Origin of the sequence: Arthrobacter sp. zg-Y877 (assembly GCF_030373105.1) — a bacterium.
Taxonomy (GTDB): domain Bacteria; phylum Actinomycetota; class Actinomycetes; order Actinomycetales; family Micrococcaceae; genus Arthrobacter_B.
The window spans coordinates 367,690-394,686 of the sequence record NZ_JAUCPU010000002.1 but is presented as its reverse complement, the minus strand read 5'-3'; the positions used below and the strand labels follow the sequence as shown (position 1 = coordinate 394,686).

Annotated in this window: 23 protein-coding genes; 16 read left to right on the top strand and 7 right to left on the bottom strand. The window is 66.7% G+C overall.

Annotation, left to right across the window (positions count from 1 at the left end; genetic code table 11):
* Positions 1-3 precede the first annotated feature (3 nt).
* The 11 genes from QNO03_RS05880 to tsaD all read left to right on the top strand — a co-directional run bounded on the left by QNO03_RS05880 (position 4) and on the right by tsaD (position 13,773).
* Positions 4-1,563, top strand: coding sequence for an NAD(P)H-hydrate dehydratase (locus QNO03_RS05880; RefSeq protein ID WP_289602485.1), 1,560 nt, complete (start codon positions 4-6; stop codon positions 1,561-1,563).
* A gap of 49 nt (positions 1,564-1,612) precedes the next feature.
* Positions 1,613-3,793 carry a glycogen debranching protein GlgX gene (gene glgX, locus QNO03_RS05875; protein WP_289602484.1) on the top strand — a complete coding sequence of 727 codons (2,181 nt, stop codon included), beginning with the start codon at positions 1,613-1,615 and terminating at the stop codon, positions 3,791-3,793.
* Positions 3,790-6,126 carry a malto-oligosyltrehalose synthase gene (gene treY, locus QNO03_RS05870; protein WP_289602482.1) on the top strand — a complete coding sequence of 779 codons (2,337 nt, stop codon included), beginning with the start codon at positions 3,790-3,792 and terminating at the stop codon, positions 6,124-6,126. Before glgX ends, treY begins: the two co-directional genes overlap by 4 nt.
* Positions 6,123-7,865 (top strand): malto-oligosyltrehalose trehalohydrolase, encoded by a 1,743-nt coding sequence (treZ, locus tag QNO03_RS05865; protein ID WP_289602480.1) that lies wholly within the window; start codon positions 6,123-6,125, stop codon positions 7,863-7,865. Before treY ends, treZ begins: the two co-directional genes overlap by 4 nt.
* Before the next feature lie 120 nt (positions 7,866-7,985).
* Positions 7,986-9,032, top strand: a complete 1,047-nt coding sequence (gene mgrA, locus QNO03_RS05860; protein ID WP_289602479.1) for an L-glyceraldehyde 3-phosphate reductase — start codon at positions 7,986-7,988, stop codon at positions 9,030-9,032.
* Positions 9,033-9,557, top strand: coding sequence for a GNAT family N-acetyltransferase (locus QNO03_RS05855; RefSeq protein ID WP_289602477.1), 525 nt, complete (start codon positions 9,033-9,035; stop codon positions 9,555-9,557). It abuts the gene before it with no gap.
* On the top strand, positions 9,554-10,834 hold the full coding sequence (gene alr, locus QNO03_RS05850; RefSeq protein ID WP_289602475.1) for an alanine racemase: 1,281 nt from the start codon (positions 9,554-9,556) through the stop codon (positions 10,832-10,834). The genes QNO03_RS05855 and alr overlap by 4 nt, the downstream gene beginning before the upstream one ends.
* Complete coding sequence (tsaE, locus tag QNO03_RS05845; protein WP_289602473.1) at positions 10,831-11,448, top strand: tRNA (adenosine(37)-N6)-threonylcarbamoyltransferase complex ATPase subunit type 1 TsaE; 618 nt, start codon at positions 10,831-10,833, stop codon at positions 11,446-11,448. The genes alr and tsaE overlap by 4 nt, the downstream gene beginning before the upstream one ends.
* A 62-nt stretch (positions 11,449-11,510) precedes the next feature.
* A complete protein-coding gene (gene tsaB / locus QNO03_RS05840) occupies positions 11,511-12,179 on the top strand; it encodes a tRNA (adenosine(37)-N6)-threonylcarbamoyltransferase complex dimerization subunit type 1 TsaB (protein ID WP_289602471.1) in 669 nt (222 codons plus the stop codon).
* A gap of 29 nt (positions 12,180-12,208) precedes the next feature.
* A complete protein-coding gene (rimI, locus tag QNO03_RS05835; RefSeq protein ID WP_289602811.1) occupies positions 12,209-12,694 on the top strand; it encodes a ribosomal protein S18-alanine N-acetyltransferase in 486 nt (161 codons plus the stop codon).
* On the top strand, positions 12,691-13,773 hold the full coding sequence (gene tsaD / locus QNO03_RS05830) for a tRNA (adenosine(37)-N6)-threonylcarbamoyltransferase complex transferase subunit TsaD (protein ID WP_289602469.1): 1,083 nt from the start codon (positions 12,691-12,693) through the stop codon (positions 13,771-13,773). The genes rimI and tsaD overlap by 4 nt, the downstream gene beginning before the upstream one ends.
* A gap of 88 nt (positions 13,774-13,861) precedes the next feature.
* On the opposite strand, the gene QNO03_RS05825 is transcribed toward tsaD, so the two are convergent.
* Positions 13,862-15,007, bottom strand: coding sequence for a glutamate--cysteine ligase (locus QNO03_RS05825; RefSeq protein WP_289602467.1), 1,146 nt, complete (start codon positions 15,005-15,007; stop codon positions 13,862-13,864).
* A gap of 161 nt (positions 15,008-15,168) precedes the next feature.
* Between QNO03_RS05825 and QNO03_RS05820 the strand changes: the two genes are divergently transcribed.
* The gene (locus QNO03_RS05820) at positions 15,169-15,981 is read left to right on the top strand and encodes a shikimate 5-dehydrogenase (protein ID WP_289602465.1); all 813 of its coding nucleotides are present in this window, start codon (positions 15,169-15,171) and stop codon (positions 15,979-15,981) included.
* A gap of 52 nt (positions 15,982-16,033) precedes the next feature.
* Here QNO03_RS05820 and QNO03_RS05815 read toward each other — a convergent pair whose 3' ends face one another.
* Positions 16,034-17,263 (bottom strand): class I SAM-dependent methyltransferase, encoded by a 1,230-nt coding sequence (locus tag QNO03_RS05815; protein ID WP_289602463.1) that lies wholly within the window; start codon positions 17,261-17,263, stop codon positions 16,034-16,036.
* Positions 17,264-17,316: 53 nt separating this feature from the next.
* On the opposite strand from QNO03_RS05815, the gene QNO03_RS05810 reads away from it, so the two are divergent.
* Positions 17,317-18,471 (top strand): MalY/PatB family protein, encoded by a 1,155-nt coding sequence (locus QNO03_RS05810; protein ID WP_289602461.1) that lies wholly within the window; start codon positions 17,317-17,319, stop codon positions 18,469-18,471.
* 43 nt (positions 18,472-18,514) lie between these two features.
* On the opposite strand, the gene QNO03_RS05805 is transcribed toward QNO03_RS05810, so the two are convergent.
* The 5 genes from QNO03_RS05805 to QNO03_RS05785 all read right to left on the bottom strand — a co-directional run bounded on the left by QNO03_RS05805 (position 18,515) and on the right by QNO03_RS05785 (position 22,843).
* Complete coding sequence (locus QNO03_RS05805) at positions 18,515-18,814, bottom strand: hypothetical protein (protein WP_289602459.1); 300 nt, start codon at positions 18,812-18,814, stop codon at positions 18,515-18,517.
* Between the two features lie 170 nt (positions 18,815-18,984).
* Positions 18,985-19,743 (bottom strand): iron ABC transporter ATP-binding protein, encoded by a 759-nt coding sequence (locus QNO03_RS05800; protein WP_289602458.1) that lies wholly within the window; start codon positions 19,741-19,743, stop codon positions 18,985-18,987.
* Between the two features lie 37 nt (positions 19,744-19,780).
* Positions 19,781-20,797 (bottom strand): iron chelate uptake ABC transporter family permease subunit, encoded by a 1,017-nt coding sequence (locus QNO03_RS05795; RefSeq protein ID WP_289602456.1) that lies wholly within the window; start codon positions 20,795-20,797, stop codon positions 19,781-19,783.
* Positions 20,790-21,830, bottom strand: coding sequence for an ABC transporter permease (locus tag QNO03_RS05790; protein WP_289602454.1), 1,041 nt, complete (start codon positions 21,828-21,830; stop codon positions 20,790-20,792). The genes QNO03_RS05795 and QNO03_RS05790 overlap by 8 nt, the downstream gene beginning before the upstream one ends.
* Positions 21,831-21,895: 65 nt before the next feature.
* Positions 21,896-22,843: a siderophore ABC transporter substrate-binding protein gene (locus tag QNO03_RS05785; RefSeq protein WP_289602452.1), complete on the bottom strand. Its 948-nt coding sequence runs from the start codon at positions 22,841-22,843 to the stop codon at positions 21,896-21,898.
* A gap of 335 nt (positions 22,844-23,178) precedes the next feature.
* Between QNO03_RS05785 and groES the strand changes: the two genes are divergently transcribed.
* The 3 genes from groES to guaB all read left to right on the top strand — a co-directional run bounded on the left by groES (position 23,179) and on the right by guaB (position 26,894).
* Positions 23,179-23,475, top strand: a complete 297-nt coding sequence (gene groES, locus QNO03_RS05780; protein ID WP_229947356.1) for a co-chaperone GroES — start codon at positions 23,179-23,181, stop codon at positions 23,473-23,475.
* A gap of 76 nt (positions 23,476-23,551) precedes the next feature.
* Positions 23,552-25,162: a chaperonin GroEL gene (groL, locus tag QNO03_RS05775; RefSeq protein WP_289602450.1), complete on the top strand. Its 1,611-nt coding sequence runs from the start codon at positions 23,552-23,554 to the stop codon at positions 25,160-25,162.
* 214 nt (positions 25,163-25,376) lie between these two features.
* Positions 25,377-26,894, top strand: a complete 1,518-nt coding sequence (guaB, locus tag QNO03_RS05770; protein ID WP_229947360.1) for an IMP dehydrogenase — start codon at positions 25,377-25,379, stop codon at positions 26,892-26,894.
* The last annotated feature ends 103 nt before the right edge of the window (positions 26,895-26,997 follow it).

The following is a 26,997-nucleotide window of genomic DNA, read 5'->3' as shown; positions in this document are numbered from 1 at the left end:
CGCGTGATCAGTGCGTACACCGGGACGGCCGTCCGCCGGGCCGAAGCCCCCCTGCTCGCCGCCGGGCAGGGCGGGGAACTGATGCAGCGTGCAGCCTACGGGCTGTACGCCGCCACGGTGTCCCGGCTGGGAGCCCGCCGCGGCCGGATCTACGGTGCACGGGTTGTTGTGCTGGCCGGCAGCGGCAACAATGGGGGAGACGCATTGTTTGCCGCAGCCCGGCTCCTCGGGCGGGGAGCCTCGGCGACGGCGGTGCTGACCTCCGCCCACGCGCATCCCGAGGCGCTGGCCGCCTTCCAGGCGGCCGGCGGGACAACCGTGAGCCTCACTCAAGACAATGCCGCAGCACTTGCCGGCGGGGCCCTGGCAGCCGACGCCGTGCTCGACGGCGTGCTCGGCACCGGCGGCAGCGGCGGACTCCGCGGCCCGGTGCGGGACCTGGCCGAGGCATTGAACACGGCACGGCTGCAGGGGCGGTCGCCGCTGGTCGTCGCCTGCGACCTGCCCAGCGGGGTGGATGCCGATTCCGGCCGGACAGGCGGAACCTGCCTGCGGGCGGACCTGACCGTCACTTTCGGAGCCGTCAAGACCGGCCTGCTGGCCGGACCGGGCGCCGTCGCCGCCGGAGAAATCCACTGCGTCGATATTGGGCTCGGCCCCTATCTGGGCAGCCCGGACGCCTACCGGCTGCAGGCGGAGGACCTGGCGGAACTGATCCCCCTACCCGCGCCGCAGGACCATAAATACAGCCGCGGAGTCCTCGGCATTGCCGCAGGGTCGGACACCTATCCCGGGGCCGCGCTGATGGCTGCCGGGGCGGCGCTGGCCACCGGCGTCGGCATGGTCCGCTACCTGGGACCGGAGAGCGTGGCCCGGCTGATCAACCTGGCGCATCCGGAGGCCGTCTGCGGAACAGGCAGTGTTCCGCAGACCCATGTCCAGGCCTGGCTCGCCGGTCCGGGCGCCGGCAACGACGCGGACCAGCGCCGCCGGGCAGAGGATGCCATGGCCTCGGGGCTGCCCGCAGCCATCGACGCCGACGCGATCGGCGCCGTCCGCCCCGGGCTGCACCCCGGCGTCGTGCTCACTCCCCACGCCGGGGAACTGTCAGCACTGCTGGGTTCCCTGGGCGAGGACGCCGAACGTGTGCAGATCGAAGCCGATCCGCTCCGCTACGCCCGCCTCGCGGCCGCCCGCACCGGCGCCACCGTCCTGCTCAAGGGGTGGGCGACAGTGGCGGCAGCACCCACCGGCGAGGTGTACAGCCAGGCCGACGCCACACCGTGGCTCGCGACGGCGGGGAGCGGAGACACCCTCTCGGGCATCCTCGGGGCGCTGCTGGCGACCGACCGTACCCCGGAGGACGCGCGGGGACCGGGACACTATGCCCGTCTGGCGGCAGCCGCAGCCCACCTGCACGGCCGCGCAGGAGCACTTGCAGCCGCCGATGGTCCCGTTCAGCCGTCACAGCTCGGGCCGCGGATCCAGGCGCTTGTTGCGGAACTCACCCGACAGGGGAGTACCCGAATTCAAGTAAGATCCATGTCTGAGGTAAAAAAGTAAGTAGACATATCAATTTTGTGTTGTCAGGGAACTAGTTCAGGAGCACTACATGGAAGTTTGGCCGGGAGATGCCTATCCGCTGGGCGCAACCTACGACGGAAACGGCACCAACTTCGCTCTCTACAGCGAGGTGGCGGATTCCGTAATCCTGTGCCTGTTCGATGAGGACGGCACGGAGCACCAGGTCCGGCTGACCGAGGTCGACGGGTATGTCTGGCACTGCTACCTGCCGCAGGTGATGCCGGGCCAGAAGTACGGCTACCGTGTGGAAGGGCCGAATGACCCGGAGAACGGCAACCGGTGCAACCCGAACAAGCTGCTGCTGGACCCCTACGCCAAGGCCGTTGCCGGCGAGATCGACTGGGACCAGGCGCTGTTCGGCTACAACTTCGGCGACGAACACTCACGCAATGACGAGGATTCCGCCCCCCACATGATGATGGGCGTGGTGATCAACCCGTTCTTCGACTGGGACGGGGACCGGAAGCCGAAGATCCCGTACCACCAGACCGTGATTTACGAGGCGCACGTCAAGGGCCTCACCGAAACGCACCCCGACGTGCCCGAGGACCAGCGCGGCACCTATGCCGGCGTCGCCCATCCTTCCGTGATCGCACACCTGCAGAAGCTCGGGATCACCGCCATCGAACTGATGCCCGTGCACCAGTTCGTCAACGACTCCACCCTGCAGGAAAAGGGGCTGTCGAACTACTGGGGCTACAACACCATCGGCTTCTTCGCCCCGCACAACACCTACAGCGCCACCGGCGACCAGGGCCAGCAGGTCCAGGAGTTCAAGGCCATGGTCCGTGCGCTGCACCTGGCAGGCATCGAAGTCATCCTCGACGTGGTCTACAACCACACCGCCGAGGGTAACCACATGGGCCCCACGCTGTCCTTCCGGGGCATCGACAACGCGTCCTACTACCGGCTGGTGGAGGACGACAAGAAGTACTACATGGACTACACCGGTACCGGTAACTCCCTCAACGTGGGCAACCCGCACTCGCTGCAGCTGCTTATGGATTCGCTGCGCTACTGGGTCACCGAAATGCACGTTGACGGTTTCCGCTTTGACCTGGCCTCCACCCTGGCCCGCGAGTTCTACGACGTCGACCGCCTCTCCGCCTTCTTTGAACTGGTGCAGCAGGACCCGGTAGTCTCCCAGGTCAAGCTGATCGCCGAGCCGTGGGACGTTGGCCCCGGCGGCTACCAGGTGGGCAACTTCCCCCCGCAGTGGACCGAATGGAACGGCAAGTACCGGGACACCGTCCGCGACTTCTGGCGTGGAGAACCTTCCACGCTGGGCGAGTTCGCTTCCCGCATCACCGGCTCCGCGGACCTGTACGAGTCCTCGGCCCGCCGCCCCGTGGCGTCCATCAACTTCGTCACCGCCCACGACGGCTTCACGATGCATGACCTCGTGTCCTACAACGAAAAGCACAACGAGGCCAACGGCGAAGACAACAACGACGGCGAATCCCACAACCGGTCCTGGAACTGCGGCGTCGAGGGCCCCACGGATGATCCCTCGGTCCTGTCGCTGCGGGCACGCCAGCAGCGCAACTTCATTGCCACCCTGCTCCTTTCGCAGGGCGTGCCGATGATCGCCCACGGCGACGAGCTGGGCCGGACGCAGCAGGGTAACAACAACACCTATGCGCAGGACTCCGAGCTGAGCTGGATCAACTGGGATACCATGGACGCCCCGCTCCTGGAATTCACCGCCGCCGTCAACACGCTGCGTGCCGAGCACCCCACGTTCCGCCGCCGCCGCTTCTTCGACGGCCGTCCCGTCCGCCGGGGCGAGGGCGAGGCGCTGCCGGACATCGTTTGGCTGAACGAGGACGGTTCCACCATGTCCCCGGATGACTGGGACACCCCGGTCAGCCGTTCCCTGGGCGTGTTCCTGAACGGCCAGGGGATTTCGGGCAAGGATGCACGTGGACAGCGCATCACTGACCTGAACTTCCTCCTGTACTTCAACGCGCACGACGAAGCCGTGAAGATCACCCTTCCGTCCAAGGAATACGCCCCGATGTGGGACACTGTCATCGACACCGCCGGTGAATACGCAGGCTCCGAGCCGGTTGCCGCTGACGGCCAGCTGACCGTGGCCGCCAAGTCGATGGTGGTCCTGCGGGCACATGCAGAGGAAGAGGAGCACGACCACTCCGTAGCGGCGTCCCTCGCCGCCATGGCAGCCCAGAACACCGAGGCTGCTGAATGAGGACACCGCTCTCCACGTACCGCCTGCAGATCCGTCCGTCCTTTACCCTGTTCGACGCCGCGGAGCTGGTGCCGTACCTGGCCGGCCTCGGCGTGGACTGGGTGTACCTTTCACCCATCCTCACCGCCGAGGAGGGCTCGGACCACGGCTATGACGTGACCGACCCCTCCTCAGTGGATCCGACCCGGGGCGGCGCGGAGGGCTTGAAGGCCCTGTCCGACGCCGCCCACGCGGCCGGACTGGGCGTGCTGGTGGACATTGTGCCCAACCACATGGGCATCGCCACGCCGCACCGGAATAAGTGGTGGTGGTCCGTGCTGGCCGAGGGGCGCAACTCCCGGTATGCCGAGGCATTCGACATCGACTGGGACGCCGCGGACGGGAAGCTGCGGCTGCCCGTCCTGGGCGACGGCGGCAACGAACTCGAGCAGCTCAAGCTGATCGGCGATGAACTGCACTACTACGACCACCGTTTCCCGGTGGCTGCCGGCACCGCTTCGGTTGGTGACAGTGCGCAGGACGTGCATGCCCGCCAGTCCTACGAGCTGGTCAACTGGCGCCGTGCCGACAACGAGCTGAACTACCGCCGGTTCTTCGGGGTCAACACCCTGGCCGGTATCCGTGTGGAGGAACCCTGGGTCTTTGACGAGGCCCACGCCGAAGTTAAGCGCTGGTTCGATGAAGGCCTCGTGGACGGACTCCGCATTGACCACCCGGACGGCCTGGCCGATCCGAAGGGTTACCTGGCCCGCCTGCGCGAGATCACCGGCGGCGCGTACATCCTGGTGGAAAAGATCCTGGAACCGGGCGAGAAGCTCGCCGCGGACTGGGAAACCGAAGGCACCACCGGCTATGACGCGCTCGCCGACATCGACCGGCTGTTCGTCGACCCTGCGGGCAACGAAACACTGACTGCGCTGGTGCCCATGGAGCCGTATGCGGACATGATCCACGGCACCAAGCGGGTTATTGCCGATGCCCTGCTGCACTCGGAAGTCCAGCGCCTGGTGCGCCTGCTTCCCGCGGACTCCGGGCTGGACGCAGAGACGGCAGCTGACGCGATCGCTGAACTGCTGGCCTGCTTCCCGGTGTACCGCAGCTACCTGCCCGAAGGCGCCGACCACCTCACCGAGGCCGTTATTGCCGCAAAGGTCCGCCGGCCCGATCTGGCTGCTGCCCTGGACATCCTGCATCCGCTGCTGAACCCGCTGCCGGCGGACGGTTCCGCGGATGCTGTGTCCCTCGACAGCCTGGGGGAGCTGGCGGTCCGCTTCCAGCAGACCTCCGGCATGGTGATGGCCAAGGGTGTGGAGGACACGGCGTTTTACCGGTACTCCCGCCTGACGTCGCTGAACGAGGTGGGCGCAGACCCGGCACATTTCTCGGTGGCGCCGTTTGACATGCACACCCGCCTGCTCCGCCGGCAGCTGGAACAGCCGGCGGCCATGACTGCCCTGACCACGCACGACACCAAGCGCAGCGAAGATACCCGCGCCCGGATTTCCGTGTTCGCGGAAATTCCGGACGAGTGGAGCGAGGCGTTCACGCGCCTGGACTCCCTGGTTCCGATGGGCGACGGGCCGATGGCGAACCTGCTCTGGCAGACATTCGTCGGAGCCTGGCCGCTGAGCCGGGAGCGTGCCCACGCCTACGCCGAGAAGGCCGCACGGGAAGCCTCCAGCAGCACCACCTGGACGGCCCCCAACGCGGAATTCGAGAAGCGCATGCATGCAGCCATCGATGCCGCGTTCGACAATCCCGAGGTCAACGCCGTGATCACCGCGCTGGTCGACCGGGTCCGCGCGGCGGGATACAGCAATTCGCTCTCCGCCAAGCTCCTGCAGCTGACCATGCCGGGCGTTCCGGATGTCTACCAGGGCACGGAATTCTGGGACCGCTCGCTGGTGGACCCGGACAACCGGCGCGAGGTGGACTTTGCCCGCCGGCGCGGGGTTGCGGCGTCGTTCGCCGACGCCGGTGTACCCGCGCTGGATGAGGATGCGGCAGCGAAGCTGCTGGTCACCACCCGTGCGCTGCAGCTCAAGCGCGGCCGGCCCGAGCTGTTCACGGGGTACGTTCCCGTGGCGGTGGAGGGATCCGCAGCGGAACACCTCTTTGGGTTCGACCGCGGCGGCGCGGTGGCCCTGGTGACCCGCCTTCCGCTGGGACTGGAACGGAGCGGCGGCTGGCAGGACACCGCCGTCGTCCTGGCTCCCGGCACCTACCGGGACGTCATCACCGGCAACACGCATAAGAGCAGCGGCCGGCTGGCGGCTGCTGACCTGTTGGGCACCTATCCGGTGGCGCTGCTTGTTCGGGAGGACGGCAAATGAGGACCGACTTTGACGTGTGGGCACCGAAAGCCGGCACCATGACACTGCTGGCCGACGGCCGGCGCCTGTCCATGACCCGTGGAGAGAACGGCTGGTGGCACGCCCAGCACGCCGAACTCACCGAGGACATTGACTACGGGTACCTCATTGACGACGCCGAGACGCCGGTGCCGGACCCCCGGTCCCGGCGGCAGCCCGGGGGAGTACATGCACTCTCGCGGACCTTTGACCCGGACCTGCACCAGTGGAACGACTCCGGCTGGGTCTCGCCGGGGCTCGACGGCAGCGCGATCTACGAGATGCACGTCGGGACCTTCACTCCCGAGGGAACGCTGGACGCGGCGATCGGCCGGCTGGACTACCTGGTGGACCTGGGGGTCCGCTATGTCGAACTGCTGCCGGTGAACGCCTTCAACGGAACCCACAACTGGGGTTACGACGGAGTGCTCTGGTACGCGGTGCAGGAGACCTACGGCGGGCCGGAGGCCTACCAGCGGTTTGTGGACGCCGCACACCAGGCCGGCCTGGGCGTGATCCAGGACGTTGTCTACAACCACCTCGGCCCCAGCGGCAACTACCTCCCGATGTTCGGCCCCTACCTCACGGAGGGGAAGTCGAACACCTGGGGTGACTCGGTAAACCTGGACGGACCGCTCTCCGACACCGTCCGCGAGTACATCGTGGACAACGTCCTGATGTGGTTCCGCGACTACCACGTGGACGGACTGCGCCTGGATGCAGTTCACGCCCTGCACGATGAACGGGCCGTGCACATCCTGGAGGAGATCGCCGCCGCGACGGATCAGTGCGCCGAGGCCCTGGACAAGCCGCTGTTCCTGATCGCGGAGTCGGATTTGAACAATCCCCGGCTCATCACCCCGCGCAGCGTCAACGGCTACGGCCTCGCCGGCCAGTGGTCCGATGACTTCCACCATTCCGCCCACACCAACCTGACGGGCGAAAACGGCGGCTACTACGAGGACTTCGATTCCATCGAGGCCCTCGCAAAGGTGTTGCAGGAAGGCTTCTTCCACAACGGAACATTCTCCTCCTTCCGGGAACGCGGCCACGGCCGTCCCCTGGACAAGGAGCAGGTGACGGCCCGCCAGCTGGTGACGGCCATCCAGAACCACGACCAGATCGGCAACCGTGCCGCGGGCGACCGGCTGAGTGCGGCCCTGGGCTACGAGCAGCTGGCCCTCGGCGCGGTGCTGAGCCTGGCCTCACCGTTCACCCCCATGCTCTTTATGGGTGAGGAATTCGGGGCGTCCACGCCTTGGCAGTTCTTCACCTCGCATCCGGAACCCGAGCTGGGGAAGGCCACGGCGGAGGGCCGGCTGAAGGAATTCGAACGGATGGGCTGGGACCCGGACACGGTGCCCAATCCGCAGGACCCGACGACCTTCACCAACTCGAAGCTGGACTGGTCCGAGGTGGAGGAAGGTGACCACGGCCGGCTGCTGGACCTGTACCGCAGGCTCCTGACGCTGCGCCGGGACACCCCCGACCTGATGGACCCGGACCTGCGTAACGTCCAGGTGGATTATGACGAGGTGGGACGCTGGCTGGTGATGCGGCGGGGGTCCACGGCAGTGGCGATGAACTTCGCCGACACGCCCCGGGAAGTGCCGCTTCCGTTCGGTAAGCAGGCGGAAGTCCTGCTGGAAACCGTACCGGTGGAGCTTTACGGCGACGCCGTGCAGCTGCCCGCGTACGGCGCGGCCATCCTGGCCGGTTAAGTCACCCCAAGCCGCAGGACCGGCCGGGACGGGCATCAGCCTGTCCCGGCCGGTCCGGCTTTAACGCCCTGCAAGGGCAGGCCCGAGCGGTGACCCACGCAACAGTGGCAGTATGGTGCCATGACTTATGTTGCTGCGGAAAACCGATACGAATCCATGCCCTACCGGCGCGTCGGACAGAGCGGGCTCCAGCTCCCGGCAGTCTCGCTGGGACTCTGGCACAACTTTGGTGATGACAAACCCTTCGAGACGCAGCGCGCCATCCTGCGACGGGCCTTCGACCTGGGCGTCACCCACTTTGACCTGGCGAACAACTACGGCCCGCCCTACGGCTCCGCCGAAACCAACTTCGGCCGGCACTTCCGCGACGATTTCCGTCCGTACCGCGACCAGCTGGTGATTTCCAGCAAGGCCGGCTACGACATGTGGCCGGGCCCGTACGGCAACTGGGGATCCCGCAAGTACCTGCTTTCCTCCCTGGACCAGTCCCTGGAACGCATGGGCCTGGACTACGTCGACATTTTCTACAGCCACCGTCCCGATCCGGAAACCCCGCTGGAGGAGACCATGGGGGCACTGGACACCGCCGTGCGCTCGGGCCGCGCCCTGTACGCCGGCATCTCGTCCTACTCCCCGGAAAAGACCATTGAAGCGGCGCGGATCCTGCGCGAAATGGGCACCCCGCTGCTCATCCACCAGCCGTCCTACTCCATGCTCAACCGCTGGGTGGAGGACGGCGACCCGGACCTCTTCGCAGCCCTCGATGAAGTGGGTGCCGGCTCCATTGCCTTCTCGCCCCTGGCGCAGGGCCTGCTGACCAACAAGTACCTCAACGGTGTGCCGGAGGATTCCCGCGCCGCAGCCGGAAAATCCCTGGACCAGTCCCAGCTCTCGGAGGAGAACCTGGAACGGGTACGCGGCCTGAACGGCATCGCCGAGTCCCGCGGCCAGAGCCTGGCGCAGATGGCCATCGCCTGGGTCCTGCGCGCCCGGCCGGAGAGCGCACCCATCACCTCCGCCCTCATCGGGGCCTCGAGCGTGAAGCAGCTGGAGGACTCGCTGGCAGCAGTGAACAACCTGGAGTTCTCAGCAGATGAACTGCGCCGCATCGACGAGTTTGCTGTCGATTCCAAGATCAACCTGTGGGCAGCAGCCCTCGAGGCGTAAATGGCCGCACTGGCCATCCGGGAGGCCCGCGCCGCTGACTGGCCGGCCATCTGGTCGCTGATGGAACCCATTGTGCGTGCCGGGGAAACGTACTGCTGGGACACCGGAACCACCGGGGAGCAGGCCCGTGAGCTGTGGCTGGAGCCTGCCCCCACGGTGGTGTTCGTCGCGGAGAAGGACGGCGTGGTGGCAGGCACCGCCCAGCTGCACCCCAACCGGTCCGGGAACGGCAGCCACGTTGCCAACGCCTCCTTCATGACCGCCCCGCAGTTCAGCGGACAGGGCATCGCCAGGGCCCTGGCCGAACACGTCCTGGACGAGGCTGTGCGCCGGGGCTACCGGTCGATGCAGTTCAATGCCGTGGTGGAAACCAACACGCGGGCGGTGGCGCTCTGGCAGTCCCTCGGGTTCGGCATCCTTGCCACGGTGCCCGAAGCCTTCCGGCATCCAACCGAGGGGTTCACCGGGCTGCACATCATGTACCGCACCCTGGCGGCTGGCAGGAGTGAAACAATAGGTTCGTGAACTACCCTGAATTCCCGCCGCCGGCCGAGCGTTCCGCCGTCATCGACCTGGCTGCCATCCGGCACAATGTCCGCCACCTGGCCCATGTGGTCAGCCCCGCCCGCGTTATGGCGGTGGTCAAAGCGGATGCCTACGGCCACGGCGCGGTGGAGACTGCGCGGGCAGCGGTCTCCGCCGGTGCCGCCTGGCTGGGTGTGGCGCACATCAGTGAAGCACTGGCGCTCCGCTCGGCCGGCATCACCGAACCCGTCCTTGCCTGGCTGCATACCCGTGAGGCGGAATTCGGCGAAGCCATCCGGGCCAACGTGGATCTGGGGGTTTCCGGCTGGGATCTGGAAGAGGTGGTCGCGGCCGCCCGGGAACTGGAAATGCCGGCCCGCGTACACCTGAAGATCGACACCGGACTGGGCCGCAACGGCTGCCCGGAAGACCTTTGGGAAGCCTTCGTCGGCAGGGCGCTGGCCTACCAGGAAGAAGGCCTGCTGCGGGTTGTGGGGATCTTCTCCCACTTTGCCGTAGCGGATGAACCGCACCGTCCGGAAACCGATGAGCAGCTGCGGAAGTTCCGTGACGCTGTCGCGGTTGCCGAAGACGCGGGTGTGGACCGCGAGGTGCGGCATATCGCGAACACCCCCGGAGCCCTGTCCCGTCCCGATGCACACTTTGACCTGGTGCGGATTGGACTGGGCATATACGGGCTGTCGCCTTTTGCCGGACAGAGCTCGGCGGAACTGGGCCTGAAGCCGGCCATGACTGTGAAGACCACCATTGCGGCCTGCAAGGAAGTACCTGCCAACCAAGGTGTTTCCTACGGCCTGCATTACCGTACGCAGGAGCCGACAACCCTGGCCCTCATCCCGCTGGGGTACGCCGACGGTATCCCGCGTGTCGCCACCGGCGGTCCTGTGCAGGTGGATGGGCAGGTGTACCCGGTGGTGGGACGCGTTGCCATGGACCAGATGGTGATTGACCTGCACCGGACCGGCATCGCCGGCACCCCGGACTCGCTCGTGGGACGGGAAGCCGTCCTCTTCGGCGGCGAGGGCCAGCCAAGCGTCGACGAGTGGGCCTCCGCAGCCGGCAGCATCAATTACGAGATCATCAGCAGGATCGGCGGCCGCGTCCCTCGCACCTACATCGACAGCGAACCCCTCGGCGGGGCAGGGGACACCGAAGGGCTGCCCATTGCCCTGGAGGCAGCGCCGGAAAGTACTACGGCCCCGGAAGGGGCCACGGACCCGGAGCCGCAGACAGCACAGGCGGTAGAAGCCCCGTGACGGTCACCGAAACACCAGCCTGGGAAGCCGAATACCGGACTGCCGGCGCCGAAGAGACGCAGGCGCTCGCCGAACGGCTCGGCGGCATCCTGCGCCGCGGCGACCTGCTGCTGCTGACGGGCGAACTCGGTGCCGGAAAAACCACCTTCACGCAGGGACTCGGCGCCGGCCTGGGCGTACGGCCGGGCATCATCTCGCCCACCTTCGTCCTGGTCCGGGAGCACCCCAACCTGGGCTCCGGACCGGACCTCATCCACGTAGATGCGTACCGGCTCGGTTCCGAGGGCGAGGTTGACGATATTGACCTCGAAGCCTCCATGGACCGGTCCGTCACGGTGGTCGAGTGGGGCCGGGGCCTGGTGGAGCACCTCTCCGACAGCCGGCTGGAAATCACGCTCATCCGGGCAGTGGGCGGACAGTCCGCTCCGGGCAGCGCAGACACCCCGGGTGGGGACTCCACGCCGGACCAGGAACCCCGTGGCGGAACCAATCCGGCCAGCGAGTTTTCCGCGGACTTCTCCACGGACTTCTCTGCGGAAGACACGGACGAGGAACGCACCATCCACCTGGCGGGCTACGGTCCGCGCTGGCAGCAGGCACCGGACCTGGGCTGAGCCCGGCGGCGCTGCCGGCTGCGGAAAACGGGTCCTTCGGACAGCGCCGTAGAATGGACACCGTGCTGATTCTCTCCATTGATACCTCCGCCATTGCCAGTGCGGCTCTGCTCAACGGGGACGGAGAGACGCTGGCGTCCTTCGCCACCGAGGACACCCGCTCCCACGCCGAAGTGCTCGCCCCCGGGATTGCCGGCCTGCTGGCCGAGGCAGGGGTCGCCGGAACGGACCTCGACGCGGTGGTTGTAGGGGTGGGCCCCGGTCCCTTCACCGGACTCCGCGCCGGAATCGCCACCGCCCGGACCCTCGCCTTCGCCTGGAACAAACCGCTGCACGGGGTGATGAGCCTGGATGCCCTTGCCGTGGATGCGGCCCTGGATGCCTGGCGCCTGGGCATCGACGAATTCGCCGTTGCCACTGATGCCCGCCGCAAAGAGGTGTACTGGGCCGCCTACCGCAGTACCGGCGGAACCCCCGAACTGCTGGACGGTCCGCATGTGACGGATCCCGCCCAGGTCCCGGCCCTGCCGGTCTACGGTGCCGGAGCCGGCCTGTACCCGGATACCCTGCACGCCGTGGAGGGTTTCGCCGATGCGCAGCCGACGGCCGAGGCGCTGGGGCGCACCGCCGCCGCCCGCCTGGTCCGCGGCCTGCCGCTGCTGCCCAGCACCCCGCTGTACCTGCGCGAGTCCGACGCCAAGGTCCCCGGCCCGCGGAAGCGCGCCCTGTGACCGCCGCCGAGAACGTGCGCATCCGGCCCATGGACGCCGGGGACATTCCCGCCGTGGATGCCCTGGAACGCAGGTTGTTTCCCGTCGACGCGTGGCCGCTGCAGATGTTCCACGATGAGCTGGCGCAGGCCTCCACCCGGTCCTACTACGTGGCGGTGGATTCCGCCGGAACCGTCATCGGTTATGCCGGCCTGATGTGCGTGCTGCCCATCGCCGACGTCCAGACCATCGCCGTCGTCCCTGAGAGCGAGGGTGCGGGCATCGGATCGCGGCTGCTCGCCATCCTGGTGGATGAGGCCAAGCGGCGCGGCGCGGAGGACGTGCTGCTGGAAGTACGTGACGACAATCCGCGCGCCCAGCGCCTGTACCGCTGGTTCGGCTTTGAACAAATCCACGTCCGGCCGCGCTATTACCGCGACGGCGCCTCCGCCCTGATTATGCGCCTGACCCTGGCCGGGTGGTCGGGAGCGCCGACGGCGGCCGGGACTGCACCAGAAACGAAGGACAGTAAATGAACCGCACCGACCCCCTGGTGCTCGGCATCGAATCCTCCTGCGACGAGACGGGCATCGGCATTGTCCGGGGCACCGAGCTGCTGACCAACACCGTCTCCTCCTCCATGGAGGAACACGTCCGGTTCGGCGGCGTGATCCCCGAGATCGCTTCCCGTGCCCACCTCGATGCAATGGTTCCCGCTCTGCAGGCGGCCCTGGCCGAAGCGGGCGTGACGCTCGATGACCTGGACGCAATTGCCGTCACCTCCGGCCCCGGCCTGTCCGGGGCGCTGATGGTGGGCGTCAGCGCCGCGAAGGCCCTGGCCCTGGCCACCGGCAAGCCGCTCTACGCGATCAACCACCTGGTGGCGCACGTGGGCGTGGGCGTGCTCGACGGCGGCGCGCTGCCGGAGAACCTCGGCGCACTCCTGGTCTCCGGCGGGCACACCGAGATCCTGCGCGTCGCGGACCTCACCAGCGACGTGGAACTCCTGGGTTCAACCATCGACGACGCCGCGGGCGAGGCCTATGACAAAGTGGCACGCATTCTCGGCCTGGGCTACCCCGGCGGACCGGCCATTGACCGGCTGGCACGCGAGGGTAATCCCAAGGCCATCCGGTTCCCGCGTGGACTGACCCAGCCCAAGTACATGGGCTCGGCGGAGGCCCCCGGACCGCACCGCTACGACTGGTCCTTCTCCGGCCTCAAAACCGCCGTGGCCCGCTGCGTGGAGCAGTACGAGGCTGCCGGCCAGGACCTGCCGGGTGCCGACATTGCCGCGTCCTTCCAGGAGGCGGTGGTGGACGTGATCACGGCCAAGGCGGTGCTGGCCTGCACGGAGCACGGCATCACCAACCTGCTCCTCGGCGGGGGAGTGGCTGCCAACTCGCGGCTGCGGGCCCTGACTGAGGAGCGCTGCGCCGCGGCGGGCATCAAACTGCGGGTCCCGCCGATTTCCCTGTGCACCGACAACGGCGCCATGGTTGCCGCACTGGGTGCGCAGGTGGTGATGGCCGGCGGCGAACCGTCGGGGATCGGCTTCGGCACGGATCCGTCCTTGCCGGTCACCAGCATCCATGTGGCGGCCGCCCGGGCCTAACCCACCGCGGATGCAGAAGGGCCCCGGCGCTGGTTTTAGACCAGTTCAGTTCGCCGGGGCCCTTTCCTTATGCGGTTCTGTCTGCGGCTCAGGCGCCGCGGAGCTGCCGGATGCCGTCGAAGACGACCGCGCGCAGGTCGCCGTCGTTTTCCGCCGCGACCCGGCGCTGCTGCTGGTAGCCGGCGCCGCGCTCAATGATGGTCCGAACATCGGCCAGTTCGGTGCTGCAGCCCAGCTCCTCCGCCACTGCTTCCAGGCGCGGCAGGACGTCCTCCAGCAGGTGGTCGGTGACGAGCTTTTCGTTGCCCTCGGCGTCCAGGATCACGATCGCCTCGAGACCGTACCGCGCAGCGCGCCACTTGTTTTCCTGCACGTGCCAGGGCGGCATGGTGGGGATGGTGCCGCCGGCGTCGATGATCGAGGAGAACTCGTGCACGAGGCACTGGGTCAGCGCCGCGATGGCGCCCACGTCCCGGATATCCGCCAGCCCGTCGCAGACCCGCATTTCAATGGTGCCCAGACCGGGCACCGGCCGGATATCCCAGCGGATTTCACTGATCGAATCGATGACGCCGGTGGTGAACATGTCCTGCACGTAGGACTCGTATTCCGACCAGGACGCAAACTGGAACGGCAGCCCGGCAGTGGGCAGCTGCTGGAACATGAGGGCGCGCTGGGAGGCGTAGCCGGTGTCCTCGCCGGACCAGAAGGGGGAGGACGCCGAGAGGGCCTGGAAATGCGGGAAGTAGTTCACCAGTCCATCCAGGACGGGCAGAACCTTGTCGCGGCTGTCCAGCCCCACATGCACGTGCACCCCGTAAATGAGCATCTGCTGGCCCCACCACTGGGTCCGGTCGATGAGCTTGGCGTAGCGTTCCTTGTCCGTGACCGGCTGTGAACGCGGGGTGCTGAAGGGGTGCGAGCCGGCGCAGAACAGTTCAACGCCCATCGGGTCCGTGACCCGCCGGACCGCCGCGAGCGAGCGGGACAGATCCGCCTTCGCCTCCGCTACGGTGCTGCAGATGCCGGTCACCAGCTCAACGGTGTTTTCCAGCAGTTCCTGCTTGATGTGCGGATGCTCATCGTCTTCATGCAGTGCCGGGTCATTGACGTTCACACCGCGCAGGACTTCATCCGCCACGGAGACCAGGTCTCCGGTGGTGCCGTCCACAAGGGCCAGTTCCCACTCGACTCCCAGTGTTGACTGGGCCGATTTGGCGAACTCGATTTCCAAACTGTCTCCTGCTTTGTGCGTTGCTGACTCCAGTTCCCGGACCCGCATCTTTGCGTTGGGAACCTCACTAATCCTATAGCCGCAGGCGCCTGTGCCCGTCCCCGGCCCGGAACCTGCACGGAAACCGGAAGGTGCCGCCCCTGTCCGGACATAATGGGGGGATGCCGATCCTGAACAAAGACATGACCCTGTGCATTTCCCTGGCCGCGCGGCCCAGCAACATTGGTACGCGCTTCCACAACTACCTCTATGACCAGCTGGACCTGAACTACGTCTACAAGGCGTTCGCGCCCACGGACCTGGCCCAGGCCATTGCCGGCGTGCGGGGCCTGCCGATCCGGGGCTGCGCCGTGTCCATGCCGTACAAGGAGGACGTGATTGCGCTTGTGGACCGGATGGATCCGTCGGCGAAGGCCATCGACTCCGTCAACACGATCGTCAACGACGACGGTGTGCTCACCGCCTATAACACCGACTACCTCGCCATCGCCCGGCTGCTGCGGGACCACCGGGTCCCGGCCACGCACTCGGTGCTGATGCGTGGTTCCGGCGGCATGGCCAAGGCTGTGGCAGCTGCGCTGCGGGACGCCGGATTCTCCGACGTCACGGTGGTCGCCCGCAATGAGGCCGCCGGCCGGGCGCTCGCGGACCTCTATGACTTCGCCTGGCAGCCGCAGCCGGGCACCTCCACCGCGGACCTGCTGATCAACGTGACCCCGCTGGGCATGTCCGGACAGGACGAGGATGTGCAGGCCTTCAGCAACGAGGCCGTCGCCGCCGCACGGGTGGTGTTCGACGTCGTCGCGCTGCCCGCGGAAACCCCGCTGATCACTGCCGCCCGCGCCGCAGGGAAACCGGTGATCACCGGGGCGGAAGTCATCGCCATCCAGGCCGAGGAACAGTTCGTGCTTTACACCGGGGTGCGGCCGACACCGGACCAGGTGCGCGAAGCCAGCGAGTTCTCCCGCTCCTGACCCGGTTTCCGGGAGCCGGACGGCCGGTCACCGTTCCGCCTAGGCGGAGACCCTACGCGGAAGGAACCGGTTCCACCACCAGGGCCACGCGGTCCTCGCCGATCCGGGTGAGGACCAGCGTGGCTCTGTTTTCGCCCTTGTTTCCCCCCTTGCCGGAGCCGGTGAGCAGGGCCTTGCGCAGCTCCTCCGGGGTCACGGACATTCCCCGCTTTTTGATGTCCAGGACCCCGATGCGGTTTTCCCGGACCCAGGCCTTGAGTGCCTTGACGTTGTACGGGCGCACTTCGAGGATCCGGTAGGCCCGGGCAAAGGGCGTCTCGCGCAGTTCCGGTGCGCAGATGTAGGCAATGTGGGGATCCAGGAGGTGCCCGTCCAGGGTGGCAGCGACGTCGGCCACCAGGCCGGCGCGGATCACTGCGCCGTCGGGTTCATACAGGTATCCCTCGGCAGGCCCCATGGCCACGTCCTGCGCACCGGCGTCGTAGTCCACCGGTGAGGTCAGTTCCGCCGCACCCCCGGACCCGATCACCAGGGCGGCCCGCCGGACGCCGTCGCGGCGCAGGGAATTGAACCACAGGGTTGCCTCGGTGACGTCCCCGTCCACCGACACCCACTGCGCCTCGCAGCCGGCCGGCAGCGCCTCGTGCGGGATGCCGGGGCCCATCTTGACGCCGACGGGCAGGCCGGAATCGGCCAGGGACTCCACAAAGGACAGGGGAGGGGAGAAGGCTTCCGGGTCGAAGATGCGGGTGGTGCCCGACGTCGATGTGGTCCGGCGTGCCGGGTCCAGCCAGACGCCGTCGAACCCCGACAGGTCGAATTCCTCCGCCCTGCCCTGGACCACAGTTGCCTCCGGCCACGGCATGAGGTTGATGGTGGCGGCCGCCGCTGTGATCTCATCGAGCTCGACGGCGGTCACCTGCCGGTCGAGGGTGGCCAGCGCCAGGGAATCGGCACCGATCCCGCAGCCAAGGTCCGCAACCTTTTCCAGTCCGGCGTCCTGGAAGCGGCGGGCATGCAGGGCAGCCACATTCAGCCGGGTGGCCTGCTCCAGGCCGGGAGAGGTAAAGACCATGTGCTCGGCGAACGGCCCGAACTTGCCCCGGGCCTTCATCCTCAGTTTCGCCTGGGTCAGGACGGCCGCCACCAGCTCGGAGGAGTGCCCGGCCTTGCGCAGGTCGGTGTTGAGTTTCAGGGATTCGGACTCGAGGTAGGGGGGAAGCGAGTTCAGCAGCTGCCATCCCTCGGGAGTCAGAACATGTGCAAGGGAAGTATCGGGCATGCCCTCCAGCCTAGTTGTTCCGCCTCCCGCCGCGTTAGCTGTAGGTTGGCGCCATGAGGAAGATCGCCGCCGAGCCGCTGGCAGTGCTGAGGGCACGGACCAGCTTCAAATGGCAGACCTATCCGGAGGACGTGCTGCCGCTGTTCGTGGCGGAGATGGACTACCCGCTGGCGGAACCGGTGCAGCAGGCAATCATCGCCCGGGTGCTGGCCTCCGACACGGGGTATATCGCCGGACCGGAGCCGGTGGCGGAAGCATTCGCCGGGTATGCCGGACGTACATGGGGGTGGATGGTGGCTCCCGAGGACGTCCGGAGCACCACGGACGTGAGCGTGGGCATCGTGGAGTGCCTGCGGCAGGCGGTGCCGGTGGACGGCAGCGTCATCATTACCCCGCCGGTCTACCCGCCGTTCTTTGAGCTGCCGGTGGAAGCGGATGCCTCCGTGGTGGAAGTGCCGCTCCTGCCCACGGACGACGGCTGGCGGCTGGACCTGGCGGGGATTGAACGGGCCTTTGCCCGCGGAGCGGACGCCCTGCTGCTGTGCAACCCGCACAACCCGCTGGGGCTGGTCCACTCCGCCGAGACCCTCCGGGCGCTCGCAGACCTCTCGGCCCAGTACGGCGTGGCAGTGGTCAGCGATGAAATCCACGCCCCGCTGACCTATGAACCAGGGGCCTTCACGCCGTACCTGACCGTGTCGGACAGTGCCCGGGAGTACGGCATCTGCGTCACTGCGGCCAGCAAGGGGTGGAACATTGCGGGCACCAAATGCGCCGTCATGGTGGCCCAAAGCGACCGGACCCGGCTGATGCTGGCCTCCATGCCCGAGGAAGTCTCCGCACGGACGAGCATCCTGGGCCTGCACGCTTCGGCCGCCGCGTACAACGACGGCGGACCCTGGCTGGCAGGAGTCATGGCGTCCCTGGCGGATAACCGGCAGCTGCTGGGGGATCTGCTGGCAGACCTATTGCCTGGCGTGGTGTACCGGCCGCCGTCGGCAGGCTACCTGGCCTGGCTCGATTTCCGTGCGTTGGGCTGGAACGCGGATCCCGCCGCCCTTGCCCTGGACCAGGCGCGGGTCGCACTGGAACCGGGTCTGCGGTTCGGGCGCGCGGGTGCAGGCTTCGCCCGGCTGAACTTCGCCTGTTCCCCGGAGGTCCTGACCGAGGCCTTGGAGCGGTTGGCCGGTATCCGGTCCCACGCGTAGCGGGCCCCGCATTACAGGTCAGGTCCGTGGCCAGGTGCCCGGATCAGGCCGGAGCGAGGATGCTCGGCTGGCGGGGAGCCAGTGTCCCGCCCTTGACCTGCACGACGGGCACGGGCAGGAACCCGGTTTCCGAACTGCGGACCAAGCCGGCCATTGCATCCTCCGTCACCGCCGCCCGGCGCAGGTCCAGGAGCACAGTGAGGCCGGGAAGGGCGCTGTTCGCCCTCCGCACCAGCACGTAAAGCACCCTGCAGTTCTGCTCGGTGACCATGCCGCGGACTTCCAGCCGTGCCGTGCGGCGATCAAGGTCAAAATGGATGCCGACACGCAGTTTGGGCTCCATGGCCGGTCCTTCCCCGAAGGGCCGCAAAAGTGCGACGGATTCCAACCTAGGAGTGCCGGACAGCACGGCACAATGCACCAGGCCCATACTGCCCCCCCGGGCAGTACAGATTCTGCCTGTGGCCGGGCCGGGATGGCCAAACAGCCCCCCGGGTGGCCTCGGCAGGACCGTCAGGCGAAGTAGACGCCGATCCGGTTGCCGTCGATTTCCTCAATGCGGATATCAATGTCGTAGATGTCCCGCAGGACCGCGGGCTGCATGATCCGGGCCGGCGGCCCCTGATGGATCAGGCGGCCCTCGCGCATCGCGATGATGTCATCCGAATAGCAGGAGGCGAAGTTGATGTCGTGGATGACCAGGACCACGGTCTTCCCGAAATCGTCGGTGAGCCGGCGCAGCAGCCGCATCATTTCCACCGAGTGCTTCATATCCAGGTTGTTCAGCGGCTCGTCGAGCAGCAGGTAATCCGTGTCCTGCGCCAGCACCATCGCAATGAACGCCCGCTGGCGCTGTCCGCCGGAGAGTTCGTCCACGAACCTGTCCGCCAGCTCGGACAGGTCCAGGTAGGCCATGGCCTGGTCAATGCGGACTTTGTCGTCAGGGCCGGGGCGGCCGCCGTTGTGCGGGTAGCGGCCGAAGCCCACGAGGTCGCGGACCGTCAGCCGGACGGTGAGCTGGTTGTCCTGGCGCAGGATCGCCATCTTCCGCGCCAGGTCCCGGCCCGGGGTGGAAACGACGTCGAGCCCGTCCACGGTGACCGTGCCGGAATCCAGAGGCAGCAGGCGGCTGATCATGGAGAGCAGTGTCGACTTGCCCGCGCCGTTGGGTCCGATGATCGAGGTGATGCCGCCTTCCTTGATCTCGCAGCTCACCCCGTCCACGACGACGGCGGAGGAGTAGCGCTTGGTGGCGCCGTTGACGGAAATCATGAGGCAGGGCCTTTCGGATGGCGCAGGCGGGACTCAGTCATCGGACCGAACCCCTCAGCAGCAGGATGAGGAACACGATGCCGCCGACGAACTCGATGACAATGCTCAGGGCCGTGTCGAAGTCGAAAATCCGTTCCAGCACCAGCTGCCCGCCCACCAGGGCGATGATTCCCAGCAGGACGGCGATCGGCAGCACCGCGGCGTGCCGGAACTTGGTGCAGAGCTGGTAGGCCAGCGAGGCCACCAGCAGGCCGAAGAAGGTCACGGGACCCACGAGCGCGGTGGACACTGCGACGAGCACGGAGCAGATGATCAGCGTGGCGGTGACTGCCCGTTTGTGGTCCACGCCCAGGTTCACAGCGGTTTCGCGGCCCAGGGCCAGGACATCGAAGGAATGGCGCATCCGCCAGGCAACGGCGCTGACTACCGCGACGGCGGCCGCTGAATAGCCCAGCAGGGCCGCATCGACATTGTTGAAGCTGGCGAAGAACAGGTCCTGCAGGATGATGAACTCGCTCGGGTCGATCAGCCGCTGCAGCAGCGAGGAGAAGCCGCGGAACATGGTGCCGAAGACAATCCCCACCAGCAGCATCAGGTGCAGGGACTTCCCGCCGCCGGTAAACAGCCAGCGGTACAGCAGGAAGGAGAAACCCACCATCAGGAGCACTTCCACGCAGAACCGCACCGGAGCGCCGAGGGACAGCAGCGTCCCACCGCCCAGGGCAAACACGAGGACGGTCTGGATCAGCACATACAGGGCATCAAAGCCCATGATCGACGGCGTCAGGATCCGGTTGGCGGTGACTGTCTGGAACAGGACCGTGGAGACACCCACGGCGTAGGCCACCAGGATCATGGACCCGACCTTGACGGCCCGCCGGGGCAGCGCATAGCCGAGGTTGCCGCGCAGCTCAATGGTCATAAAAACCGCAACCAAAGCGGCCGCGGTGATCCCGAGGGCGATAATCCAGAACTTTGCGGGGACGGTCCGGACCGGCCGGCCGCGGTGCTGGGTGAGTGCAGCGGGCAGCGCGCTGGTGGAGGTGTCAGGCATGGGAACCGCGCTTACGCAGGAGGAGGTACAGGAAGATGACGCTGCCGACGGCGGAGACCACAACACCCACCGGGATTTCATACGGGTAGCGGATGGTGCGCCCGATGATGTCGCACAGCAGGACGAAGCCCGCTCCGAAGACGGCGACCCAGGGCACCGCCCGGCGGACATTGTCGCCGATCAGCAGGGACACCAGGTTGGGCACAATCAGCCCGAGGAAGGGGATGGAACCAACGCTGACCACGACGACGGCGCTGATCAGGGAGACGATGACGAGCCCAAGGGCCATCACCCGGTTGTAGTTCAACCCGAGGTTGGTGGTGAAGTCCTGCCCCATGCCCGCGACGGTAAACCGGTCCGCCGCGAGGTAGCCGATCACCGTCAGGGCCCCCACGATCCAGAGCAGCTCATATCGGCCGCGCAGGACGCCGGAGAAATCCCCGATCATCCAGCTGTTCAGGGTTTGCAGCAGGTCCGTGCGGTAGGCAAAGAAGGTGGTGACGGCGGAAATCACGCCGCCGAGCATGATGCCCACGAGCGGAACGATCAGGGTGTTGCGCAGCGGGATCCGGCGCAGGATAAGCAGGAAGAGGGCGGTTCCGGCGGCGGCAAAGACGGAGGCTGTGGACATCTTCAGGAACATGGACGCGCCCGGCAGCAGCACGGTCACCGCGAGGATTCCCAGCTGTGCCGATTCCACCGTCCCGACGGTGGACGGTTCCACAAACTTGTTCCGGGCCATCAGCTGCATAATCAGGCCGGCCACGCTCAGGGCCATGCCCGCCAGGACAATACTCAGCGTGCGGGGGAGCTGGCTGACCCAGAACAGCATGGCCGTGGTGGGATCCCCGGCCAGCAGCGAGGCCAGGGACAGGTCTCCAACCCCTACGAAAAGGCTGACGGCGGCCAGCACGACGACGGCGCAGACCCCCAGTACCAGCGCGGCGGTTGAACGCACAAAGCGCCGCCGTTCCGGGGGAGCGGCGGCGGAGGCAGGAGCCGGTGCAGGCGCCGGCGTGGAGGGGACCGTCATGGGGATATCCAGTTCCTCCGCTGCCCGGAACGGCAGGTTCCGGGCAGCGGAGCGCAGAGGTGCGGTTAGAGAGCGTCGTGGACGGTGTTAACCATGGTGTCCACGTTGTTCAGGCCGTATCCGACCAGGTACCAGCTGGCGGAATCCAGCGGAACGATCTTGCCGTTCCGGGAAGCGTTGGTGCTCTTGACCAGCTCGTTGTCCAGCACTGCGGAGGCGGCTTCACCGGAGGTGCCGACGGCAACGTCGCGGTCGATCACGAACAGGTGGTCCGGATTGGTGTCTGCAATGTAGTTGAAGGAAACCGATTCGCCGTGGGTTCCTTCGGACTTGACCTCGGCTGCGGGTGTCACGCCGAGGACGTCGTGGATGATGCCGAAGCGCGAACCGGCGCCGTAGGCAGTCATTTCCCCGCCGCTGGTCATCACAATCAGGCCGTTGCCGGCGTCGGCCGCCAGTTCCTTGGTGTCCTCGACCTTGCCCTCGAGGGCATCCAGCTTTTCTTCGACCAGATCTTCCTTATCGAAGATGCTGCCCAGGGTCTGGGTGTTCTTCTTGAAGGAGTTCCAGGCATCGGCGTTGTCGACGCTCAGGTCAATCGTGGGAGCAATCTTGCTCAGTTCCTCATAGGAGTCGGCAACCCGGCCGGAAATGATGATCAGGTCGGGGGCGCCGGCGTTAATCGCCTCGAAGTCCGGCTCCTTCATGCTGCCGATCTTCGTGATCTCCTCGGCACCGTACTGGGACAGGCTCTCGGGGAAATTGGCGGCGGGCACGCCGTCGACGTCAATGTCGAGGGCATCCATCGTGTCGAGGGCACCGAGGTCGAACGTGTAGACGGTCTCCGGGTTCACCGGTACGTCGGTGCTTCCCTGTGCGTGCTCGACCGTCACCGTCGAGGCCTGGGTCGACTCGGCGTCGGCATTGGCGTCTGCTGCTTCGGTGGAGCAGGCGCTGAGCGCAAGGAGGGACACAAGGGCGGTTCCGGCCAGCAGGCGGGACTTGATGATCATGGGGGCTCCGGTGAGAGTCGATGTGCCTATCCGGGGATTAGGTCACAGAAATGTTTTCTAATGGTGCGCGCAGATGAAAACTATCCCGGTGAGGTAAACCTAAGCAAATCCCCCTTCGTCGGGGGCGCCCCGGCAGGTAGGGAAGGGCCCCGCTGTTTGCGCTACTCGCTGGCACTCGCCTTGACCGAGTGCTAACCGTTGCATAAAGTCTGAGTTAGCACTCCGCACGTGAGGGTGCTAACTCCCGAAGGGAAAGCGCGAACCGGCACCGCGACGACGGCCAGCGCCAGACCAACGGCCCCATTCCGTTAGAAACTACGCAAAGGAGAGCCCGAGTGTCGGTCTCTATTAAGCCCCTTGAGGATCGTATTGTTGTCCGCCCGCTGGAAGCCGAGCAGACCACTGCTTCCGGCCTCGTGATCCCGGACACTGCAAAGGAAAAGCCCCAGGAGGGTGAAGTAGTTGCAGTTGGACCCGGCCGCGTTGACGACAACGGCAACCGCATCCCGGTTGACGTTGCCGAAGGCGACGTAGTCATTTACTCCAAGTACGGCGGAACCGAAGTCAAGCACAGCGGCCAGGAATACCTGGTTCTCTCCGCCCGCGACGTGCTGGCCGTCGTCGTAAAGTAGTTCCCCTGGAAAACCCCGGCCAAGATTCTGGCCGGGGTTTTCTGATGCAGATGTAGTTGTCGGAAAGGACACACACATGGCAAAGCAGTTGGAGTTCAATGACTCCGCCCGCCGCTCGCTCGAAGCCGGCGTCGATAAGCTCGCCAACACCGTCAAGGTGACCCTCGGCCCGCGCGGCCGCAACGTCGTCCTGGCCAAGACCTGGGGCGCTCCCACCATCACCAACGACGGCGTCACGATCGCCCGCGAAGTTGAGCTGGAGGATCCCTACGAGAACCTCGGCGCACAGCTGGCCAAGGAAGTAGCCACCAAGACCAACGACGTCGCCGGCGACGGCACCACCACGGCCACCGTGCTGGCCCAGGCGCTGGTCAAGGAAGGCCTGCGCAACGTAGCAGCCGGTGCTGCCCCCGGGCAGCTCAAGCGCGGCATCGAGGTGTCCGTGGACGCCGTTGCCAAGCGCCTGCTGGAGAACGCGAAGGAAGTTGAAGGCAACCAGGTTGCCCACGTTGCCGCAATCTCCGCACAGAGCACCGAGATCGGCGAACTGCTGGCCCAGGCGTTCGACACGGTCGGCAAGGACGGCGTGATCACGATCGAGGAGTCTTCCTCGACGCAGACCGAGCTGGCCATCACCGAAGGCATGCAGTTCGACAAGGGTTACCTCTCGCCGTACTTCGTCACCGATCCGGAGCGCCAGGAAGCCGTCCTCGAAGACGCACTGATCCTGATCAACTCCGGCAAGATTTCCTCCGTTGCCGAGTTCCTGCCGCTGCTGGAAAAGGCGCTGCAGACCTCGAAGCCGCTGTTCATCATTGCCGAAGACGTCGACGGGGAAGCCCTGTCCACCCTGGTGGTCAACAAGATCCGCGGCACCCTGAACGTCGTCGCTGTGAAGGCGCCGGGCTTCGGTGACCGCCGCAAGGCCATGATGCAGGACATCGCGACCCTCACCGGCGCACAGGTGGTCAGCCCCGACCTCGGCCTGAAGCTGGACCAGGTTGGCCTTGAGGTGCTGGGCTCCGCCCGCCGCATCACGGTCACCAAGGACAACACCACCATCGTTGACGGCACCGGCTCCGAAGCCGACGTCGCCGACCGCGTGGCACAGATCCGCGCCGAGATCGAGCGCACCGATTCGGACTGGGACCGCGAGAAGCTGCAGGAGCGCCTGGCCAAGCTGTCCGGCGGCATCGGCGTCATCCGCGTCGGTGCGGCAACCGAGGTGGAACTGAAGGAAAAGAAGCACCGCATCGAAGATGCTGTTTCCTCCACCCGTGCCGCACTCGAAGAAGGCATCGTGGCCGGCGGCGGTTCCGCACTGGTCCACGCTGCCCGCGCACTGGACACCGATCCGGAGGTGACGAAGCTGGAAGGCGACGCCGCCACCGCCGTCGGCCTGGTCCGCCGTGCACTGGCCCAGCCGCTGCGCTGGATCGCCGAGAACGCAGGTTCCGAAGGCATGGTCGTCGTTGCCAAGGTCGGCGAGCTGGAAGTCAACAACGGCTTCAACGCCGCCACCGGCGAATACGAAGACCTGATTGCCGCCGGCATCATCGACCCGGTCAAGGTCACCCGTTCGGCACTGCGCAACGCCGCCTCGATCGCTTCGCTGGTGCTCACCACCGAAGCCCTCGTGGTGGAGAAGCCCGCCGAAGAGGATGAAGGCTCCGGCCGCCAGCACTAACCGCTGACCGCACATATCAGTGCGGAACGCATCCTGGGCCCCGTCTTCCGGAAACTGCTTCCGGAAGCGGGGCCTTGTGCATTTCCCGTGGCGTCTCTCACAGGCGGTGAATACCTTCGGGATGGAATAGGGGTAGGCGCCCTTTCGTTTTACGATAGGTGCAGGCTAAAATGGGCCTTCTCCTTCCTCTCGTCCCCCCGAAAGAGGCGCAGCTTTGAGCCAGCAGTACCCAGAACATGATCCGTTCGGCTTCGTCGGCCTGACCTACGACGACGTCCTCCTGCTGCCCGGCCCCACGGATGTTATCCCTTCCGAAGCCGACACCAGCTCACGGCTGTCCAAACGCATCACGGTTCAGACCCCGCTGCTCTCTGCCGCGATGGACACCGTGACCGAATCCCGGATGGCGATCGCCATGGCCCGCCAGGGCGGCCTCGGCGTCATCCACCGCAACCTTTCGATCGCCGACCAGGCCGAACACGTTGACCGGGTCAAGCGCAGTGAATCCGGCATGATCACCAACCCGGTGACGATTTCCCCCGACGCCACGTTGTTGGAACTCGACGACCTCTGCGCGCATTTCCGGGTCTCCGGGCTGCCGGTGGTTGACGCGGACAACACGCTGCTGGGCATTGTTACCAACCGCGACACCCGCTTCATTCCCCGTTCGGACTACCCGAACCGCAAGGTCGAAGAGGTCATGACCCGCATGCCGCTCATCACCGGCCGGGTCGGCATCAGCGCCGAAGAGACCATGGAGCTGCTGGGCAAGAACCGGATCGAGAAGCTGCCGCTGGTGGACGACGCCGGCAAGCTGCAGGGCCTCATCACCGTCAAGGACTTCGACAAGGCCGAGCAGTACCCGCTGGCGACCAAGGACGACGAGGGCCGGCTGCGTGTCGGTGCGGCCATCGGCTTCTTCGGCGACGGCTACGAGCGGGCCATGTCCATGGTCGAGGCCGGCGTCGACATCCTCGTCGTCGACACAGCCAACGGCCACAGCGCCGGCGTGCTGGAAATGATCGCCCGCCTCAAGAAGGACCCCGCCGCCGCGCACGTTGACATCATCGGCGGCCAGGCAGCCACCCGTGAGGGCGCCCAGGCACTGATCGACGCCGGCGCCGACGCCATCAAGGTAGGCGTTGGACCCGGTTCCATCTGCACCACCCGTGTGGTTGCCGGTGTGGGCGTTCCGCAGATCACCGCGATCTACGAAGCCTCCAAGGCAGCCATCCCCGCCGGTGTTCCGCTGATCGCCGACGGCGGACTGCAGTACTCGGGCGACATCGGCAAGGCCATCGTGGCCGGCGCCGACACCGTGATGCTCGGCGGCCTGCTCGCCGGTTCGGCGGAAAGCCCGGGCGACCTGGTCTTCGTCAACGGCAAGCAGTTCAAGTCCTACCGCGGCATGGGCTCGCTCGGAGCCATGCAGTCCCGGGGCAAGAACACCTCCTACTCCAAGGACCGTTACTTCCAGGCCGACGTCCCCAGTGACGAGAAGCTGATTCCGGAAGGCATCGAGGGCCAGGTGCCCTACCGCGGCCCGCTGTCCGCCGTGGCGCACCAGCTGGTGGGCGGCCTGCGCCAGACCATGTTCTACACCGGCGCACGCACTATTCCCGAGCTCAAGGCCAAGGGCAAGTTCGTCCGGATCACACCGGCCGGCCTGAAGGAATCCCACCCGCACGACATCATGATGACGGCCGAGGCGCCGAACTACGGCCGCCGGTAACACCGCTTCACCGCCAAGGGCAGCTTCTGCGCACACCGCGCAGGGCTGCCCCTGCGGGTTAAGGGCAGGAACTTCCGCCCCGGCGCATCATGCCGTTACCGTC

Excerpts from the sequence above, each read along its gene's own strand:
- glgX (WP_289602484.1), top strand. The coding sequence starts at position 1,613 with ATGGAAGTTTGGCCGGGAGATGCCTATCCGCTGGGCGCAACCTACGAC.
- treY (WP_289602482.1), top strand. The coding sequence starts at position 3,790 with ATGAGGACACCGCTCTCCACGTACCGCCTGCAGATCCGTCCGTCCTTT.
- treZ (WP_289602480.1), top strand. The coding sequence starts at position 6,123 with ATGAGGACCGACTTTGACGTGTGGGCACCGAAAGCCGGCACCATGACA.
- mgrA (WP_289602479.1), top strand. The coding sequence starts at position 7,986 with ATGACTTATGTTGCTGCGGAAAACCGATACGAATCCATGCCCTACCGG.
- QNO03_RS05855 (WP_289602477.1), top strand. The coding sequence starts at position 9,033 with ATGGCCGCACTGGCCATCCGGGAGGCCCGCGCCGCTGACTGGCCGGCC.
- rimI (WP_289602811.1), top strand. The coding sequence starts at position 12,209 with ATGGACGCCGGGGACATTCCCGCCGTGGATGCCCTGGAACGCAGGTTG.
- tsaD (WP_289602469.1), top strand. The coding sequence starts at position 12,691 with ATGAACCGCACCGACCCCCTGGTGCTCGGCATCGAATCCTCCTGCGAC.
- QNO03_RS05820 (WP_289602465.1), top strand. The coding sequence starts at position 15,169 with ATGCCGATCCTGAACAAAGACATGACCCTGTGCATTTCCCTGGCCGCG.
- QNO03_RS05815 (WP_289602463.1), bottom strand. The coding sequence starts at position 17,263 with ATGCCCGATACTTCCCTTGCACATGTTCTGACTCCCGAGGGATGGCAG.
- QNO03_RS05810 (WP_289602461.1), top strand. The coding sequence starts at position 17,317 with ATGAGGAAGATCGCCGCCGAGCCGCTGGCAGTGCTGAGGGCACGGACC.
- QNO03_RS05805 (WP_289602459.1), bottom strand. The coding sequence starts at position 18,814 with ATGGAGCCCAAACTGCGTGTCGGCATCCATTTTGACCTTGATCGCCGC.
- QNO03_RS05800 (WP_289602458.1), bottom strand. The coding sequence starts at position 19,743 with ATGATTTCCGTCAACGGCGCCACCAAGCGCTACTCCTCCGCCGTCGTC.
- QNO03_RS05795 (WP_289602456.1), bottom strand. The coding sequence starts at position 20,797 with ATGCCTGACACCTCCACCAGCGCGCTGCCCGCTGCACTCACCCAGCAC.
- QNO03_RS05790 (WP_289602454.1), bottom strand. The coding sequence starts at position 21,830 with ATGACGGTCCCCTCCACGCCGGCGCCTGCACCGGCTCCTGCCTCCGCC.
- QNO03_RS05785 (WP_289602452.1), bottom strand. The coding sequence starts at position 22,843 with ATGATCATCAAGTCCCGCCTGCTGGCCGGAACCGCCCTTGTGTCCCTC.
- groL (WP_289602450.1), top strand. The coding sequence starts at position 23,552 with ATGGCAAAGCAGTTGGAGTTCAATGACTCCGCCCGCCGCTCGCTCGAA.